General features: G+C 45.8%; 12 protein-coding genes. 5 read left to right on the top strand and 7 right to left on the bottom strand.

Translation table 11 applies throughout. The annotated features are described in order from the left end of the window. The first annotated feature begins 88 nt into the window (after window positions 1–88). Genes C2740_RS04945 through dnaQ form a run of 3 tightly spaced genes read left to right on the top strand, consistent with a single transcriptional unit; the run spans window position 89 to window position 5,231 of the window. The gene (locus C2740_RS04945; protein WP_215291975.1) at window positions 89–1,426 is read left to right on the top strand and encodes an efflux RND transporter periplasmic adaptor subunit; all 1,338 of its coding nucleotides are present in this window, start codon (window positions 89–91) and stop codon (window positions 1,424–1,426) included. Then, entirely contained in the window at window positions 1,423–4,521 is a 3,099-nt protein-coding gene (locus tag C2740_RS04950) for an efflux RND transporter permease subunit (RefSeq protein ID WP_215291976.1), read from the top strand. Before C2740_RS04945 ends, C2740_RS04950 begins: the two co-directional genes overlap by 4 nt. Continuing rightward, window positions 4,521–5,231: a DNA polymerase III subunit epsilon gene (gene dnaQ, locus C2740_RS04955; protein ID WP_215291977.1), complete on the top strand. Its 711-nt coding sequence runs from the start codon at window positions 4,521–4,523 to the stop codon at window positions 5,229–5,231. Before C2740_RS04950 ends, dnaQ begins: the two co-directional genes overlap by 1 nt. Window positions 5,232–5,237: 6 nt before the next feature. Here dnaQ and C2740_RS04960 read toward each other — a convergent pair whose 3' ends face one another. Beyond that, window positions 5,238–6,329 carry a tartrate dehydrogenase gene (locus tag C2740_RS04960; protein WP_305848894.1) on the bottom strand — a complete coding sequence of 364 codons (1,092 nt, stop codon included), beginning with the start codon at window positions 6,327–6,329 and terminating at the stop codon, window positions 5,238–5,240. A 205-nt stretch (window positions 6,330–6,534) separates the two neighbouring features. Beyond that, on the bottom strand, window positions 6,535–7,050 hold the full coding sequence (locus tag C2740_RS04965) for a SprT family zinc-dependent metalloprotease (RefSeq protein WP_215291978.1): 516 nt from the start codon (window positions 7,048–7,050) through the stop codon (window positions 6,535–6,537). A gap of 75 nt (window positions 7,051–7,125) precedes the next feature. Between C2740_RS04965 and C2740_RS04970 the strand changes: the two genes are divergently transcribed. Further along, window positions 7,126–8,436 (top strand): amidase, encoded by a 1,311-nt coding sequence (locus C2740_RS04970; protein WP_215291979.1) that lies wholly within the window; start codon window positions 7,126–7,128, stop codon window positions 8,434–8,436. Window positions 8,437–8,444: 8 nt separating this feature from the next. Here C2740_RS04970 and C2740_RS04975 read toward each other — a convergent pair whose 3' ends face one another. Together C2740_RS04975 and C2740_RS04980 are read right to left on the bottom strand one after the other, a co-directional pair. Next, on the bottom strand, window positions 8,445–9,422 hold the full coding sequence (locus tag C2740_RS04975; protein ID WP_215291980.1) for a tripartite tricarboxylate transporter substrate binding protein: 978 nt from the start codon (window positions 9,420–9,422) through the stop codon (window positions 8,445–8,447). 45 nt (window positions 9,423–9,467) lie between these two features. Then, window positions 9,468–10,589, bottom strand: coding sequence for an NADH:flavin oxidoreductase/NADH oxidase (locus C2740_RS04980; RefSeq protein WP_215291981.1), 1,122 nt, complete (start codon window positions 10,587–10,589; stop codon window positions 9,468–9,470). A 164-nt stretch (window positions 10,590–10,753) separates the two neighbouring features. Between C2740_RS04980 and C2740_RS04985 the strand changes: the two genes are divergently transcribed. Then, a complete protein-coding gene (locus tag C2740_RS04985) occupies window positions 10,754–12,274 on the top strand; it encodes a CoA-acylating methylmalonate-semialdehyde dehydrogenase (protein WP_215291982.1) in 1,521 nt (506 codons plus the stop codon). Window positions 12,275–12,350: 76 nt separating this feature from the next. Here C2740_RS04985 and C2740_RS04990 read toward each other — a convergent pair whose 3' ends face one another. From C2740_RS04990 to nuoN, 3 genes are all read right to left on the bottom strand, one after another. Further along, window positions 12,351–12,836 carry a DUF1178 family protein gene (locus C2740_RS04990; protein ID WP_215291983.1) on the bottom strand — a complete coding sequence of 162 codons (486 nt, stop codon included), beginning with the start codon at window positions 12,834–12,836 and terminating at the stop codon, window positions 12,351–12,353. A 65-nt stretch (window positions 12,837–12,901) separates the two neighbouring features. Further along, complete coding sequence (locus tag C2740_RS04995; protein ID WP_215291984.1) at window positions 12,902–13,501, bottom strand: NUDIX domain-containing protein; 600 nt, start codon at window positions 13,499–13,501, stop codon at window positions 12,902–12,904. Window positions 13,502–13,634: 133 nt separating this feature from the next. Beyond that, the gene (nuoN, locus tag C2740_RS05000; RefSeq protein WP_215291985.1) at window positions 13,635–15,134 is read right to left on the bottom strand and encodes an NADH-quinone oxidoreductase subunit NuoN; all 1,500 of its coding nucleotides are present in this window, start codon (window positions 15,132–15,134) and stop codon (window positions 13,635–13,637) included. Between the last annotated feature and the right edge of the window lie 2 nt (window positions 15,135–15,136).

The following is a 15,136-nucleotide window of genomic DNA, read 5'->3' on the forward strand; positions in this document are numbered from 1 at the left end:
CTATTTTGGCAGTCTTATGAGAGAATGGCTTTGATCAAAAAAGCGCTAAAACAGCACTAGAACCCTATAAAACCAAGAAAACGAGACTGTGTCAAAAATAGAATCTACGCTCGACAAATTATTTGCCAAATTAGTGCAAATCAAAGATACGGTTAAGGCGCGTCTTTGCGCTCTCTGGCAAAAGTATTCTCCCCAAGCAATGCAGAGAATGAGTCAACTCAAGAAAATTGATTACGCAACAGCCAAATCTTTCGTAATTCGGTTTAAGTGGCGCATTCTGCTAGTGCTCCTCGTTCTCTACGCTGGATCTAAAGCCTATGATTACTTTTTCCCAGCATCCGAAAAAGCTGGTGGCCCCGTAACAGTGACCACCCTCGTAGTTGAGAAAAAAGATATCCCCCTCATTATTGAAGCTACTGGCACTATTGTTTCTGCGAGCATAGTGGATATACGCCCGATGGTGACTAATACCGTTGCCAAAATTGAAGTGAAAGATGGTCAAGAAGTAAAAGTGGGCGATCTCCTGTTTGTCTTGGACGATCGCAATGACAAAGCCAATTATGAAAAACTCAAGGCTTTAGCTGACGATGCCCAGAAGCAATATTTGCGAGCCAAAGAACTGGTAGATAAGAACTTCATCTCCAAAGCGGGACTCGAAACTTCTTTAGCGAATGCCAAATCAGCTCAAGCCGCAGCCAGGGCTGCTGAAGTTCAATTATCTTTTGACTACATTCGCTCACCTATTGATGGGCGTGCGGGTATCGTAAATGTTTTCCCCGGTTCACTGGTTCAAGCAAGTAATGTAGTTTCTACTTCCACTAATTCCACGGCAACCTCCAGCGTAGGTTCCATGGTCACGATTACACAACTCAACCCGATCAACGTTCAGTTCGTCATTCCTGAAAAAGATATCCCAGTGATGCTTGAGAATCAATTGGATGGCGATGCCATGGCTGTCAAGGTCACAGTCGGTGAGAGTGGCAAGCAAACCTATGAAGGTAAGGTAATCGTCATTGATAACCAAGTGGATCCTTCTATTGCAGCTGTCCGTGTAAAAGCACAAATCCCGAACGAAAACAAAACACTATTACCAGGTCAGTTTGCCCGCGTATCGCTCATTGCCAACACACTAAAAGATGCCCTAGCGATTCCATCGCAGGCTGTTGTGATCAATCCTCGTGGAAAATTAGTATATGTTGTCGATAAAGATGGCAAAACAGCATCCAAACCAGTGAAGGTGATCTACGAGTATCAAGGTTCTTCTGTAGTGACTGGTATAGAAGCTGGAGACAGAGTAGTTATTGAAGGTAAGCAAAACTTACGTCCTGGTAGCAAAGTGCGCGAAGCAAAATCTACTCCAGCGAGCACTGCGAATGCACAACCAGCACCCGCTCCTGCAACGCCTTCAGCCGTAGAGAAAAAATGACGCTCTCCGAATTATGTATTCGGCGTCCGGTAATGACGGTGCTACTGTCAGTAGCCACCGTGATTGCTGGTGCAGTTGCTTATGTCAAGATTCCAGTAGCTGCTCTACCGAGCTTTAACACTCCAATCATCTCCGTTAACGCCTCATTGCCAGGTGCATCGCCCGAAAATATGGCGTCAGCGGTTGCTCTGCCGCTAGAAAAGGAATTTTCAACGATTGATGGCATCACCATCATTAGCTCTACAAATTCATTAGGTAGCACCAGCATTACGCTCGAATTTAATAACGATCGAGACATTGATAAAGCTGCAGTTGATGTTCAAGCCGCTCTACTACGCGCGCAAAAGCGTCTACCAATCGAAATGACCGTGCCACCTTCGTATCGCAAGATTAATCCTTCCGATACCCCGGTACTAGTGGTGCGCATGAGTTCACCCTCTATTAGCCTATCTGACATCAACCAATACGCCGAGAATTTACTTTCTCCAAATTTATCCACCATTAGCGGTGTTGCACAGGTGTTGGTTTATGGAGCAAAGCGTTATGCCGTCCGAGTACAAGTTCACCCTGATGCTTTAGCAAATCGCAACCTGACGGTGGACGATGTCGCAACTGCAATTAATAAAGCGAACTCTAATAGTCCAGTGGGCGTTTTAGATGGGCCCCGACAAGCAATCACAATTTATGCCAATCCCCAATTAGTCCGTGCCGAAGAATTCGGCAACCTAATTGTGAGTCAAAAAAATGGTTTACCAATTTATCTCAAGGATGTTGCTGACGTAATCGAGTCATACGAGGATGTCAAAACTCTCGCTAGCTCAAATGGCGAACGTTCAATTGCAATTGCCATCTTGCGCCAACCAGGTGCTAATACTGTAGAAGTTGTTAAAGCAGTAAAACAACTATTGCCGCAACTGCAAAAACAAATGCCTGAATCTATACGGCTTACTTTGTTAAATGATCGCTCCCTCTCCATCATTGAAGCGATTCATGATGTCAATCTCACCTTAGGGCTAACCGTCCTGCTAGTAGTGCTTGTGATCTTCCTGTTCTTGAAGCATATTTCAGCAACCATTATTCCGTCTATAAGCCTGCCGATTTCATTGATTGGCGCATTCTTTCTGCTGTACTTTATGGGGTATAGCCTAGACAACATCTCCTTGCTGGGCATTACCTTGGCGGTTGGTTTAGTGGTGGATGATGCAATCGTTGTTCTCGAGAACATCATGCGCTACGTTGAGCAAGGCATGGATCCGCTCAAAGCATCATTAAAAGGAAGTAAAGAAGTTGGCTTCACCATTATTTCGATCTCCATTTCGCTGGTTGCGGTATTTATCCCCTTATTTTTTATGCCGGGCCCTATTGGCTTGCTCTTTAGAGAATTTGCTGTCGTTGTTTCGCTCTCCATTTTAGTTTCTGCGGTGGTGTCCCTTACGGTAGTACCAATGCTATGCAGTCGCTTCCTACCTAAACCTGGTCAGCATGCTAAAGAATATGCCATCAATAAAAAGTTTGATCGCTTCTTTGATTGGATGCTCAAGACTTATATTCATTACCTTGATCTTGCCCTAAAAAATCGCAAGATTGTGTTGTGGGGTGCTGTATCAACATTCGTAATCACTATCGCATTGTTTGTAAGCAGTCCCAAGGGATTCTTCCCGGAGGAAGACATTGGGCAAATTCTAGCAACCACTGAAGCTTCTGAAGATATTTCTTTTAAGGCCATGCTAACCCTACAAGATCAAGCAGCTGAACTTGTCAATGCCGATCCGAACGTTGCCAGCTCAATATCAGTCATTGGTGGTGGCAATAGCTCCGGCTACAACACTGGCCGTATTTTCATCATCTTGAAGCCCAAAAGTGATCGGGCCAAGATGGCCAAAATCATGGAAGGGCTGCGTACTAAATTTAAAGAGATCCCTGGCCTGCAGGTGTACATGCGCCCTGTGCAAAACCTACAACTGGGCGGCAAAAGCAGTAAGAGTCGCTATCAATTTACTTTACAAAGCGTTGGCTTTGAAGGTGTGAATGAATGGGCCGATAAGCTCATGCAAAAAATGCGTGCTGACCCCATGTTTAGAGATGTCACCAGTGACTCTCAGCTTAAAGGTTTGAACGTCAAAATCAATATTGATCGAGAGAAAGCAGCCAGTGCTGGGGTGACTATTGCTGATATACGAACCGCGCTCTATTCTGCCTTTGGTGAAAAGCAAGTTTCGACCATCTACACACCAGTCAATACTTATTACGTCATCTTGGAAGCTGCCGTTGAAGACCGTCAATACGAAACGGATCTTAATAAGATCTTTGTGCGCGGACGCGCTACAGATAAGCTTATTCCTTTATCTAGTGTTGCTAGCTTTACTCGTACTGTTGGACCTACTGCGGTAAACCATCAAGGTCAAATTCCTGCGGTTACCCTTTCGTTCAACTTGGCCCCAGATATTTTCTTGGGTGATGCCACCAAGAAAATTGAGGAGTACACCAAGATGATCGATTTGCCGCCATCCATCATCACCAGCTATGGTGGTGATGCTGCGGTATTTAAGAGCAATCAATCGGGTCAGTTAATCCTGATTTTCTCGGCGCTAGGCGTTATTTATATCTTGCTCGGTGTTCTGTACGAAAGCTATATCCACCCACTGACAATCTTGGCTGGACTTCCGTCTGCAGCCATTGGCGCTATTTTGGCTCTGCGGATCTTTGGCTTTGAACTCACCATCATTGCCTCTATCGGTATCTTGCTGCTGATTGGTATCGTCAAGAAAAATGCGATTTTGATGATTGACTTTGCTCTAGACGCTCAGCGGAATCAAGGCATGTCTCCAGAAGCGGCTATTCGTGAAGCTTGTATCTTGCGCTTTCGCCCAATCATGATGACGACCTTTGCTGCTCTGATGGGCGCCATTCCAATCGCCTTTGGTTTAGGTGCCGGCGCTGAATTACGCCAACCACTTGGTATTAGCGTCGCTGGCGGCCTGATCTTTTCTCAATTCGTGACCTTGATTATTACTCCAGTGATTTATCTCTACCTCGATAAATATGCAGGCAATGGTCCAATGGATATACCGCCGTCAGTGCTCGAAGGAACCTAATGCGTCAAGTTATTCTCGATACTGAAACCACTGGCTTAAATCCAGCTACAGGTGATCGCATTATTGAAATTGGTTGCGTAGAAATGGTTGGTCGTCGCCTGACTGACAGAACTTTTCATTACTACATCAATCCAGAGCGTGATATCGATGCTGGCGCTTTTGCTGTTCATGGCCTGTCACGCGAATTTCTATCTGACAAACCCGTCTTCGCAAATATTGTTGAACAACTGATTGAGTTTGTAGACGGCGCTGAAATTGTGATTCATAACGCAGCCTTCGATTTAGGCTTCTTAGATAATGAATTTGCACTTCTCAAACGTCCACCGTTCCGCAATCTAGCAGCAAAGATTACCGATACATTACTCGATGCTCGCCAAATGTTTCCTGGGAAGCGTAACTCTTTAGATGCACTATGTGAACGCTTTTCTGTTAGCAACCAACACCGCACCTTGCACGGCGCGCTTTTAGATGCCCAGCTCCTAGCCGAGGTTTATGTTGCGATGACAAGGGGTCAAGAAGATCTCTCGATTGATCTCATTGACTATACCGTTGGTGCAGATGCGTCAGGACATACCAGGGCACTCCCAACAGATCTACAGATATTGACTGCCAGCGATGATGACATCGCCCAACACAAAAAGATTCTTGCGGAAATTGCTAAGGCAAGTAAAAAGGACCCCGTATGGAGTCCTTTAAATGCTACCCCTTAATTCAATTTAGATTGCAGCTGCAATCGCCTTACCCAAATCATCAGTTTTCGCAGTACCACCAACATCTGGTGTCAGAGGCGCATGGCCAGGACCCGCCAGTAAGACCTTTTCAATGGCATTGAAGATGGCTTTACCCGCTTCTGGATAACCGAGGTGATCTAACATCATCGCCCCGCTCCAAATTTGGCCAATCGGATTCGCAATCATCTTGCCAAAGATGTCTGGAGCTGAGCCATGAACCGGTTCGAATAATGATGGGAACTTACCTTCTGGATTAATACTTCCTGATGGTGCCACCGCAATAGTGCCAGTACATGCTGGGCCCAGATCAGAAAGAATATCTCCAAACAAGTTGCTTGCAACAACAACATCAAAACGATCGGGATTCATCACAAAGTGTGCTGCCAAAATATCAATGTGATATTTATCGGTACGCACGTCAGCAAATTTCTTTGACATCGCTTCAACACGCTCATCCCAGTATGGCATTGTGATGGCAATACCATTGGATTTTGTTGCTGAAGTTAAATGCTTCTTAGGACGGCTTTGCGCTAAATCAAATGCATATTGCAAGATACGATCAACGCCCTGTCTTGTAAAGACAGATTCTTGAATGACGATCTCGCGGTCAGTATCTGGGAACATCTTGCCGCCAACACTAGAATACTCACCTTCAGTGTTCTCACGGACCACAAAAAAATCGATATCGCCAGGCTTACGATTTGCCAGGGGGCATGGAATGCCCGGCAATAAACGCACTGGACGCAAGTTTACATATTGATCAAAGCCACGACGGAACTGAATTAAGCTGCCCCACAAAGAGACGTGGTCCGGAAGAATGTCTGGCATACCAACAGCGCCAAAAAAGATGGCGTCGTATTGCATAAGCGTTTCGAACCAGTTATCCGGCATCATCTTGCCATGCTTAAGGTAGTAGTCACAGCTCGCAAAATCAAAATGGTCGAACTGCATTCCGATATTAAATTTGCGGTTAGCAGCTTCTAATGCGCGTACACCCTCTGGCATGACCTCCTTGCCAATACCATCACCAGGGATCACTGCGATTTTTGGATTCTTAAATATTTTTTTTGCGTTCATGGTTTTTGTCTCAAATAATGAATGGTTCTGTTTACTGCAATTAGGTTGATTTATACACTAGCTGATAGCGCGCCGGATTTCATCTGGGGCTGACTTGCCACCCTTAGCAACTGACTCACTGTCGTAATCACTGGTATTTTCGATTGTCTCTGGAACGGCTTCCTCCATTCGAACATTATCCTTTGGGCAGATGGGTGCACCATAACTAGCCCATTTTTTTTAGTAGAGTAACCTCATAACCGCATTGGCCACACTTTGCCTTGTTACGACTCGCATTGCTGGGTCTGGGCGGTGGAAAGACAATCGCCTGATGAGGATATGGACCGAGTTCTTGGCTAATCATCATCAGTCTCACTGTTAGCTCTTCAGTGGCATGAGCCATCCTCGCAGGCCCCTCTAGACCTACTGTTTGAGCAATGCCCTTGAAATCCTCGCCGTGGCCGCTAAAACAATCGTCGACTGCATGACAGAGCTCATGAACCAAGGTATCCAATAACTGCACTGGATCGTCTAATTTGGGTGAGATAAAAATCTCATTGACCCCGCCTCCTGAGCGCTCACGAGGCCAACATTGCCCCAAGGTGGTTCTAGGGCTACTAGAGGCCGGAAATCCACAGGAAACTCTTACTGGGGGGATGGCATAGCCTGCCTTTGAAAATACGGGCTCAAGGTGCCTAACGGCGTCCTCCAGCCATGCTTCACGGACTGAATGTTGCTTCATTGATCTATCTTGACTAATTAGGAATGGTAAAACGGTAAATTGCGATCATACGCCACCAAACGTAGAATAGAACTTATGAAAGATCTAGAAAGCCTGAGCGCCTCCCAAGCTGCAAAAGCCTTGTCCAAAAGAGACATTAAGGCAACCGATTTACTCCTTTCCTGTCTAGACCGAATTGGCCAGCGAGAGAGCTCTATAAAAGCCTGGGTCAGCCTTGGCAAAGAAAATGCCTTAGCCAGAGCTAAAGCGCTTGATAAAGGGCCAATACAGGGGCTATTACATGGCCTACCAATTGGGGTAAAGGATCTATTCGATACCTATGACCTGCCGACCGCTTATGGATCACCCATCTATCAAAATAACTATCCCAGCGCTGATGCCGTTTCAATCGCCCTCATGCGCCAAGCTGGCGGCATCATTCTAGGAAAAACAGTCACCACAGAATTTGCTACCTTTAAGGGTGGTGTGACTACCAATCCCCATAACAGTAAACATAGTCCAGGGGGATCATCGAGTGGCTCAGCTGCTGCAGTTGCTGACTTCATGGTGCCCTTGGCAACAGGCAGTCAAACTGCTGGGTCAATTATTCGCCCTGCATCATATTGTGGCGTTGTTGGCTTCAAACCCAGTCTTGGAAAAGTCAGCATTGCTGGCGCCAAAAGCCTTTCGATCTCGATGGATACATTGGGATGCTTTGGCCGCAGCGTAGAGGATGTTGCTCTAGGGATTGCCGCCATGAGCGGTGACCATCGATTAGCTACAGTCATTGATCTGCATAACAAACCTCGCATTGGACTTTGCAAAACCGCTAATTGGTCAAGCGCACAAAAAGAAACTGCTGCAGCCCTGGCAGTAGCGCGACATGCAGCCGAGTCGATTTGCAAAGGCAGCGTTGGCAATCAAAAGCTGCCAAAGGCATGCGATGGTTTAACGCAAGCCCAAACTAATATTATGCTGTCGGAGATGTCTCGCAGCCTTATGTTTGAGCGCATGAATTTCCCAAAGCAAATTAACCCTCAAATTAGCAAGTTGCTCAATGAGGGCGGCAAAATAAGCTATGAACAATATGCCAAAGATTTATTAATGGTTCAGCGCGCTAAAGCTTCAATAGCAGATCTATTTAATGATGAAGTCGATATCCTGATAGCAGCCAGTGCCACTGGTGAAGCCCCATTAATAAAAGATGGAACAGGCGATCCTATTTTTTGTAGAGACTGGAGCATGCTAGGCTTACCCTGCATTAACATCAACGTCGCTAGCGGACCCAGTGGATTGCCTGTAGGTGTACAGTTGATTGCAGGCCCAGGCAAAGATCAATTCCTACTCAGTGCTGCTAGAGCGTTTGCACTAGCATTGCCTGACCCCGTGTTGCGAGATCAGGCCTAAGAACACGATTAGTCGAGAGTGATATTGGCAGCTTTGATTGCCTTATGCCAATAAGGCAGTTCTTTCTTGAGCAAGGCATCCATTTGTGCAGGATTGTAATAACGCAACTCAACACCAGCTGCATCAGCACGCTCTTTAATTTCCGGCAAAGCCAAACTCTGTTTTACAGAATCGGTTAGTTTAGTAATAACCGGTTTAGGTGTAGCAGTAGGCGCATACAAAGCCACCCATGATTCCAGCTGAAATGAAGGTAGACCAGCCTCTGCCGTTGTTGGCACGTTAGGCATACCAGGGTGACGATTTTTTCCGGTTACTGCCAATCCTTTCAGCTTGCCGCTTTGCACATGTTGCATCAAAGATGGTGGCGTGCTAATAAAAACCTGCACCTGCCCTGCAAGTACGTCTTGAACTGCGGGACCAGAGCCTTTGTAAGGCACGTGGACCATATCAACACCAGTAGTCTGTTTAAAGATCTCTGTACCGATATGAGAGACTGAACCATTGCCTTGTGAAGCGTAATTTAATTTACCAGGATTGGCTTTAGCGTAAGCAATAAACTCTTTTAGGTTATTCACGGGCACTGAAGGATGAACAGCGATCACATTGGTGGAAACCGTCAACAAAGCTACCGGTGAAAAATCCTTAATAGGATCCCAAGGCAATTTATCCATCAAGGCTGGATTACCAACGTGATAACCAGAATAAGAAATCAATAAGGTATAGCCATCTGGCCTAGCCTTTGCAACATATTGATATGCTGTATTACCGCTAGCACCAGGCTTATTATCAACGATTACTGGCTGCCCAATGACGCGTGTTAGAGGCTCACTTAGGAGGCGCGCTGAAGTGTCTACCAGACCACCTGGTGGATTAGGCACTACCAGTGTAATGGGGCGATCTGGAAAGGCTTGTGCACCAGCAAACTGGGTTATCGCAGCGAATACAAGCGTCGCGAATAATTTACAGACTTTGTGCAATCTGGTCATAATGGTCTCCTAAAAATATTTTTGTTCTTGATGGATTTGCATAGTTCATCTCTGCCCTATTTTGACACTTCCAAATACAGCTTGAGCCTCTCTAGGAAGGCAGCGCCAATAGCGTTCGTTAGCTGTCACCTTACCATCTAAGGCGGCAGCAGCTTCCCACCCCCAACGCGGTTTATATAAAAAGGCTCTAGCCATAGCGATTAAATCAGCGTCGCCATCTTGCAAAATCGCTTCAGCTTCATGTGGGTCTGTGATTAAACCAACTGTCATCGTTGGTAAACCAGATTCTTCTTTAACAATTTTTGCAAATGGAACTTGATAACGAGGCCCAAGTGCTATTTTTTGTTGTGGTGAAATTCCACCAGAAGAGATATGAACAAAGTTGCATCCTAAAGGTTTTAGTTGTTTTGCAAAGTCGGCAGTCTCTTCTGGAGTCCAGCCGCCCTCGATCCAATCGCTTGCAGAAATACGAATACCCAGAACTCCTTGATAAGTCGCTCTTACAGCAGCAAATAACTCCAAAGGAAAACGAATCCGGTTCTCAAACGAACCACCATATTCATCTTTACGCTGATTCGCAATCGGCGATAAAAACTGATGCAAGAGATAACCATGGGCGCCATGCAGCTCAATACCATCTATACCAATTCTGTCAGCACGCCTTGCTGCCATCACGAAATCATCGATTAATTGCTTGAGTTCAGACTTTGACAATTCATGCGGCAGACGTTCGCCATCCAACTGGGGAATTGCTGAAGGCGCCAAGGTTTCCCAACCACCTTTATCGGCAGCTAAAAGCTGGCCACCATCCCAGGGTGTGGCGCTAGATGCCTTACGTCCTGCATGTGCAAGCTGAATAAATACTGGGGTTGCTGGTGCCAGAGCGCGGGCACGATGCAATTTATCCTGAAGCGCAGCTTCCGTCCGGTCATCCCATAGACCTAAACAGGCTGGCGTAATTCGGCCCTCGGGAGTAACGCCGGTTGCCTCAATGATAAATAAGGCAGCACCACTATTTAAAAGATTGCCCCAGTGCATCAAATGCCAGTCGGTGGCTTCACCATTTCTAGCTGAATATTGGCACATGGGAGCAACCAAAATCCGATTAGCCAGCTCTAGTGGGCCGCGTGGTGCATTTAAGATATAGCTAGAAAATAAGAGACTCATTAGGATGCCTTTAGAGACCCAAAAGGGGTCAAAAATACGAAAATTGCTGTTAAGCGATAGAATACTCAAAAAGCTGAATATACAAGACAAGGAAGGCCCGCTGACCCATCGGTCCGCTAGCTTTAGTAACTTAAAACCGAAGAATTTATACCACTCAAGAGACTATGAACGCACCCCAAGCCTTTGATTCAAAAGCAGATATTGGCCACTATGTTGGCGGCAATGTAGTGAACCCAAAAGATGGTCGCTTTGCTGATGTTTATAACCCCGCCAAAGGGGCCGTAGCACGACGTGTTGCTTTAGCAAGCCGAAAAGAAGTAGACGCAGTTGTAGCGGTTGCACAAAAGGCTTTTGAAACCTGGGGGCAAACCAGCCCATTGCGCCGCGCACGCATCCTTTTCAAATACCTAGAGTTGCTCAATGCCAATCGCGATGCGTTAGCAGCCATTATTACTGCAGAACACGGCAAAGTATTTACAGATGCTCAGGGCGAAGTTACCCGTGGTATTGAAATACTAGAATTTGCTACTGGCATTCCAGAGCTGTTGAAAGGTGATTACACCGAACAAGTGTCTACTGATATCGATAACTGGATCATGCGCCAGCCATTGGGTGTAGTTGCTGGCATCACGCCATTTAACTTCCCAGTCATGGTACCAATGTGGATGTTTCCAGTGGCCATTGCCTGTGGCAATACCTTTATCCTAAAACCAAGCCCTACTGATCCATCAGCATCATTATTTATGGCTAAGCTCCTTAAAGAGGCTGGTTTACCGGATGGTGTATTTAACGTCGTTCAGGGTGACAAAGAAGCAGTGGATGCCTTGATTGAGAACCCAGATGTTAAAGCGGTCAGCTTTGTTGGCTCTACCCCGATTGCCAATTACATTTATGAACGTTGCGCACACTTCGGCAAACGCTCTCAGGCTTTAGGTGGTGCCAAGAACCATATGGTCATCATGCCAGATGCCGATATTGATAAAGCAATTGATGCCCTCGTTGGCGCTGCCTACGGTTCTGCAGGCGAACGCTGCATGGCAATCTCAGTTGCTGTTTTGGTTGGCGACGTTGCCGATAAGATCATGCCAAAACTCATTGAGCGCACCAAGACGCTGAAGGTCAAGAACGGCATGGAGCTGGATGCCGAAATGGGTCCAATTGTGAGCAAAGCAGCTTTAGAGCGTATTACCGGCTATATCGACAGTGGCGTGGCTTCGGGCGCAAAACTCTTAGTGGATGGCCGCGGTCTAAAGGTGCCTGACAATGAAGATGGATTTTTTATTGGCGGCACATTATTTGACAACGTTAAACCAGACATGAAGATTTACCTTGAAGAAATCTTTGGTCCAGTGCTCTCCTGCTTGCGAGTCGCAAACTTTACTGACGCACTGAATCTAGTCAACTCCTGTGAATTTGGCAATGGTGTCGCATGCTTTACCAGTGATGGCAACATCGCCCGTGAATTTGCGCGTCGTGTACAAGTTGGCATGGTTGGCATCAACGTACCTATTCCAGTACCCATGGCATGGCATGGCTTTGGTGGTTGGAAAAAATCCATCTTTGGTGATATGAATGCTTACGGCAAAGAAGGTGTTCGTTTCTACACCAAGCAAAAGAGTGTGATGCAACGTTGGCCAGAGAGCATTGCCAAAGGCGCAGAGTTTGTGATGCCAACTTCAAAATAATCATCCTGCTTCAGTGCCAATAAAAATAGCGATCTTCGGATCGCTATTTTTTTAACCGTAATTTTTACAGCTCTTGTTATTGCAGTGTGTTTTTGAATGCAGGCATCATTGGCATGGCCAAAATATCAATACCCTCTTCCCTTAAAGCCTCAGCTTCATCAAGCGTAGTTTGACCGCGAATGCTGCGCTCGGGAGATTCTTTATAGTGAATCTTTCTGGCCTCTTCAGCAAAAGAATTGCCAACATCCTCGGAGCGACCCATTAACTCACGCATACCCTTCAAGAAGGCGGCCTGAACCTGGGCTTCCAAATGAGAATGGTCTGAGCCAGTTAAAGCAACAACATCACCGCTGACGCTAACAGTATCCGCCTTAGATACTGTTAGCTCTGTAGAGGAAGATTTGGCAATATGAGGGGCAGACGGCATCCGAGTAATCTCTGTGCTGTCACACACTGGGCAGGCAAGCATTCCCTTATCCTGTTGAGCAAGACAATCTTCTTCTGAGGCAAACCACCCTTCAAAGCGATGATCCAAAGGGCAAGCGAGGTTGTAAACTTTCATAAAACCTATATAAGGGCAAAAGTGCTAAATTCAATACCCCTATTTTAATCGGGTTTGCACAAATCCTATTGAATCGGCTCAGGGCTAATTAAACCGCGACGATAGCGATCTAGCCAGTAAACAGCAATGGTGGTTTTAACGTCTGTGATCTCACCTTCTTCTACCCAGGAGAGAAGCTGCTCCAGGGGTGCTGCAAAGACGTCCAAAAACTCTTCTTCATCTAAGTGACTGGAACCCGGCTCAAGACCTTCAGCTAAATAGATATCAATGAATTCTGTTGAATAAGAAATGACTGGATGAATGCGACGTATATAACTCCATTTTTTCGCTGAGTAGCCAGTTTCTTCTTCAAGCTCTCGCTGCGCACAAACCAAAGGGTTTTCATTTGGATCCAGTTTACCTGCAGGAATCTCGATACAAGTCTTAGCGATTGGGTAACGGTATTGACGCTCCAAGAGGACTCTACCATCGTCCAATATGGCTAGAATCGCTACTGCTCCAGGATGCGTTAAATATTCTCGAACCGCTTCTTGTCCATCGGGCAATGAAACTTTGTCCCTCTTCATATTCAGGAAGATACCGCCGTAAATATCTTCCCCTGAAATTCGCTCTTCACGCAAATGTTGATCGCTACTTGGCAAATCTTTAAATGATTTTTCGGTCATTGAATCAAGCTTTCATCTATGAGTACTGGCTAATCATACAAAAGTTACGTGTCATTTAGATTGCTGTCTAGCCAGGAAACTTAAAACAATAAAGGCTCCATATTGGAGCCTTTATTAGAGCTAGCTTAGCAATTTAAGAGCCCAACAATGTCCGGCGCATCGCATCAAGGCAAAGGCTCATTAATCCCGAGGGAACAATACCGAGCGCCAATACCAAGATGCAATTCAGACTTAGGATTCCCTTAGCAAAGCCAGAGCCACTAACGCTAGTCTCATGCAATGGTTCATCAAAGTACATTACCTTCACTACTCGCAGGTAATAGAAGGCGCCAATCAAAGAAGCCATAACGGCAATGACCGCCAAGAATGTATGCTCAGCATCAACCAATGCTTCTAGTACGCCCAATTTAGCAGCAAAACCAACGGTTGGCGGAATACCAGCCAAAGAGAACATCATCACAAGGCCAATAAATGCAAACCATGGATGCCTCTTGTTCAAACCTTTAAGCCCATCCAAAGTCTCGCAGTCATACCCTTTGCGAGAGAGCGCCATCAATAGACCAAATGTACCCAGGGTTGTTAATACATAGGTAATAGCATAAAACATCGAGGCGCTAAAAGCGTGTTCATCAAATACAGATAACATACCCAAGAGGACGAAGCCCATTTGCGCAATTGCGGAGTATGCCAGCATCCGTTTCACGTTTGTTTGCGCAATTGCAGTAACGTTACCAAGCACCAGGGACAATACCGCTAGCAATACAAGCATGGGCTGCCAATCACCTAAGAGTGGCAATAAGGTGTTAACCAATAAACGGAATAACAATGCAAATGCAGCGAGCTTAGGTGCCGCAGCAATCATGAGGGTCACTGCCGTTGGCGCACCTTCATACACATCCGGAACCCACATGTGAAAAGGGACTACGCCAAGCTTAAAAGCCAAACCAGCAACAATGAAAACCAAGCCGAAAGCCATCACCAAATGATTTACACGAGGATCAGCAACTGTTTTAAAGATTTCGATTAGGTCTAAAGAGCCAGTAACGCCATAAAGCATAGACATACCATAGAGCAAGAATCCTGAGGCCAAGGCACCCAAAACAAAATACTTAATACCTGCTTCTACACTTTTTTCATTGCTATGACGCATCGCTACTAGTGCATAGGTTGGCAAAGCCATCAATTCCAAACCAAGATACAAGGTTAAGAGGTTTGCCCCAGAAATCAAGACCATTTGGCCCAAGAGCGCCAACAAGGCCAGAACAATAAAGTCTGGGCGGAACATCGCGCGATCAGTGAGGTATTGCTTTGAGTAAATCAAACTGACCAATACTGCAACGCAAGAACACGCTTTAAGCAAATTTGAAAATGGATCAGATTGAAACAGGCCATTCATTGCTATGAGCGCTGGATCTCCCATGCGACCAATGAATGCAAAAATCAAATAAACCAACAAGATAATCGAGAAGAAATATACAAAGCCAACTCCACGCGGAGTGTGGAAAATATCTTGCTCTACACCAGGAGTAGATATCACTCTCTCGGGAACATAAACGCTAGCAACCAACAATAAGCAGGTTACAACAAGTAAAACGAGTTCCGGCAGGACGGCGTATAGGTCGAATGCTTGCATTT

It is taken from the genome of Polynucleobacter sp. MG-5-Ahmo-C2, assembly GCF_018687735.1.
GTDB lineage: Bacteria > Pseudomonadota > Gammaproteobacteria > Burkholderiales > Burkholderiaceae > Polynucleobacter.

Coding starts and splice junctions, on each gene's coding strand:
- C2740_RS04985 (WP_215291982.1), top strand. CDS start 10,754: ATGAACGCACCCCAAGCCTTTGATTCAAAAGCAGATATTGGCCACTAT.
- C2740_RS04980 (WP_215291981.1), bottom strand. CDS start 10,589: ATGAGTCTCTTATTTTCTAGCTATATCTTAAATGCACCACGCGGCCCA.
- C2740_RS04975 (WP_215291980.1), bottom strand. CDS start 9,422: ATGACCAGATTGCACAAAGTCTGTAAATTATTCGCGACGCTTGTATTC.
- C2740_RS04970 (WP_215291979.1), top strand. CDS start 7,126: ATGAAAGATCTAGAAAGCCTGAGCGCCTCCCAAGCTGCAAAAGCCTTG.
- C2740_RS04995 (WP_215291984.1), bottom strand. CDS start 13,501: ATGACCGAAAAATCATTTAAAGATTTGCCAAGTAGCGATCAACATTTG.
- C2740_RS04965 (WP_215291978.1), bottom strand. CDS start 7,050: ATGAAGCAACATTCAGTCCGTGAAGCATGGCTGGAGGACGCCGTTAGG.
- C2740_RS04950 (WP_215291976.1), top strand. CDS start 1,423: ATGACGCTCTCCGAATTATGTATTCGGCGTCCGGTAATGACGGTGCTA.
- C2740_RS04990 (WP_215291983.1), bottom strand. CDS start 12,836: ATGAAAGTTTACAACCTCGCTTGCCCTTTGGATCATCGCTTTGAAGGG.
- nuoN (WP_215291985.1), bottom strand. CDS start 15,134: ATGCAAGCATTCGACCTATACGCCGTCCTGCCGGAACTCGTTTTACTT.
- C2740_RS04960 (WP_305848894.1), bottom strand. CDS start 6,329: ATGAACGCAAAAAAAATATTTAAGAATCCAAAAATCGCAGTGATCCCT.
- dnaQ (WP_215291977.1), top strand. CDS start 4,521: ATGCGTCAAGTTATTCTCGATACTGAAACCACTGGCTTAAATCCAGCT.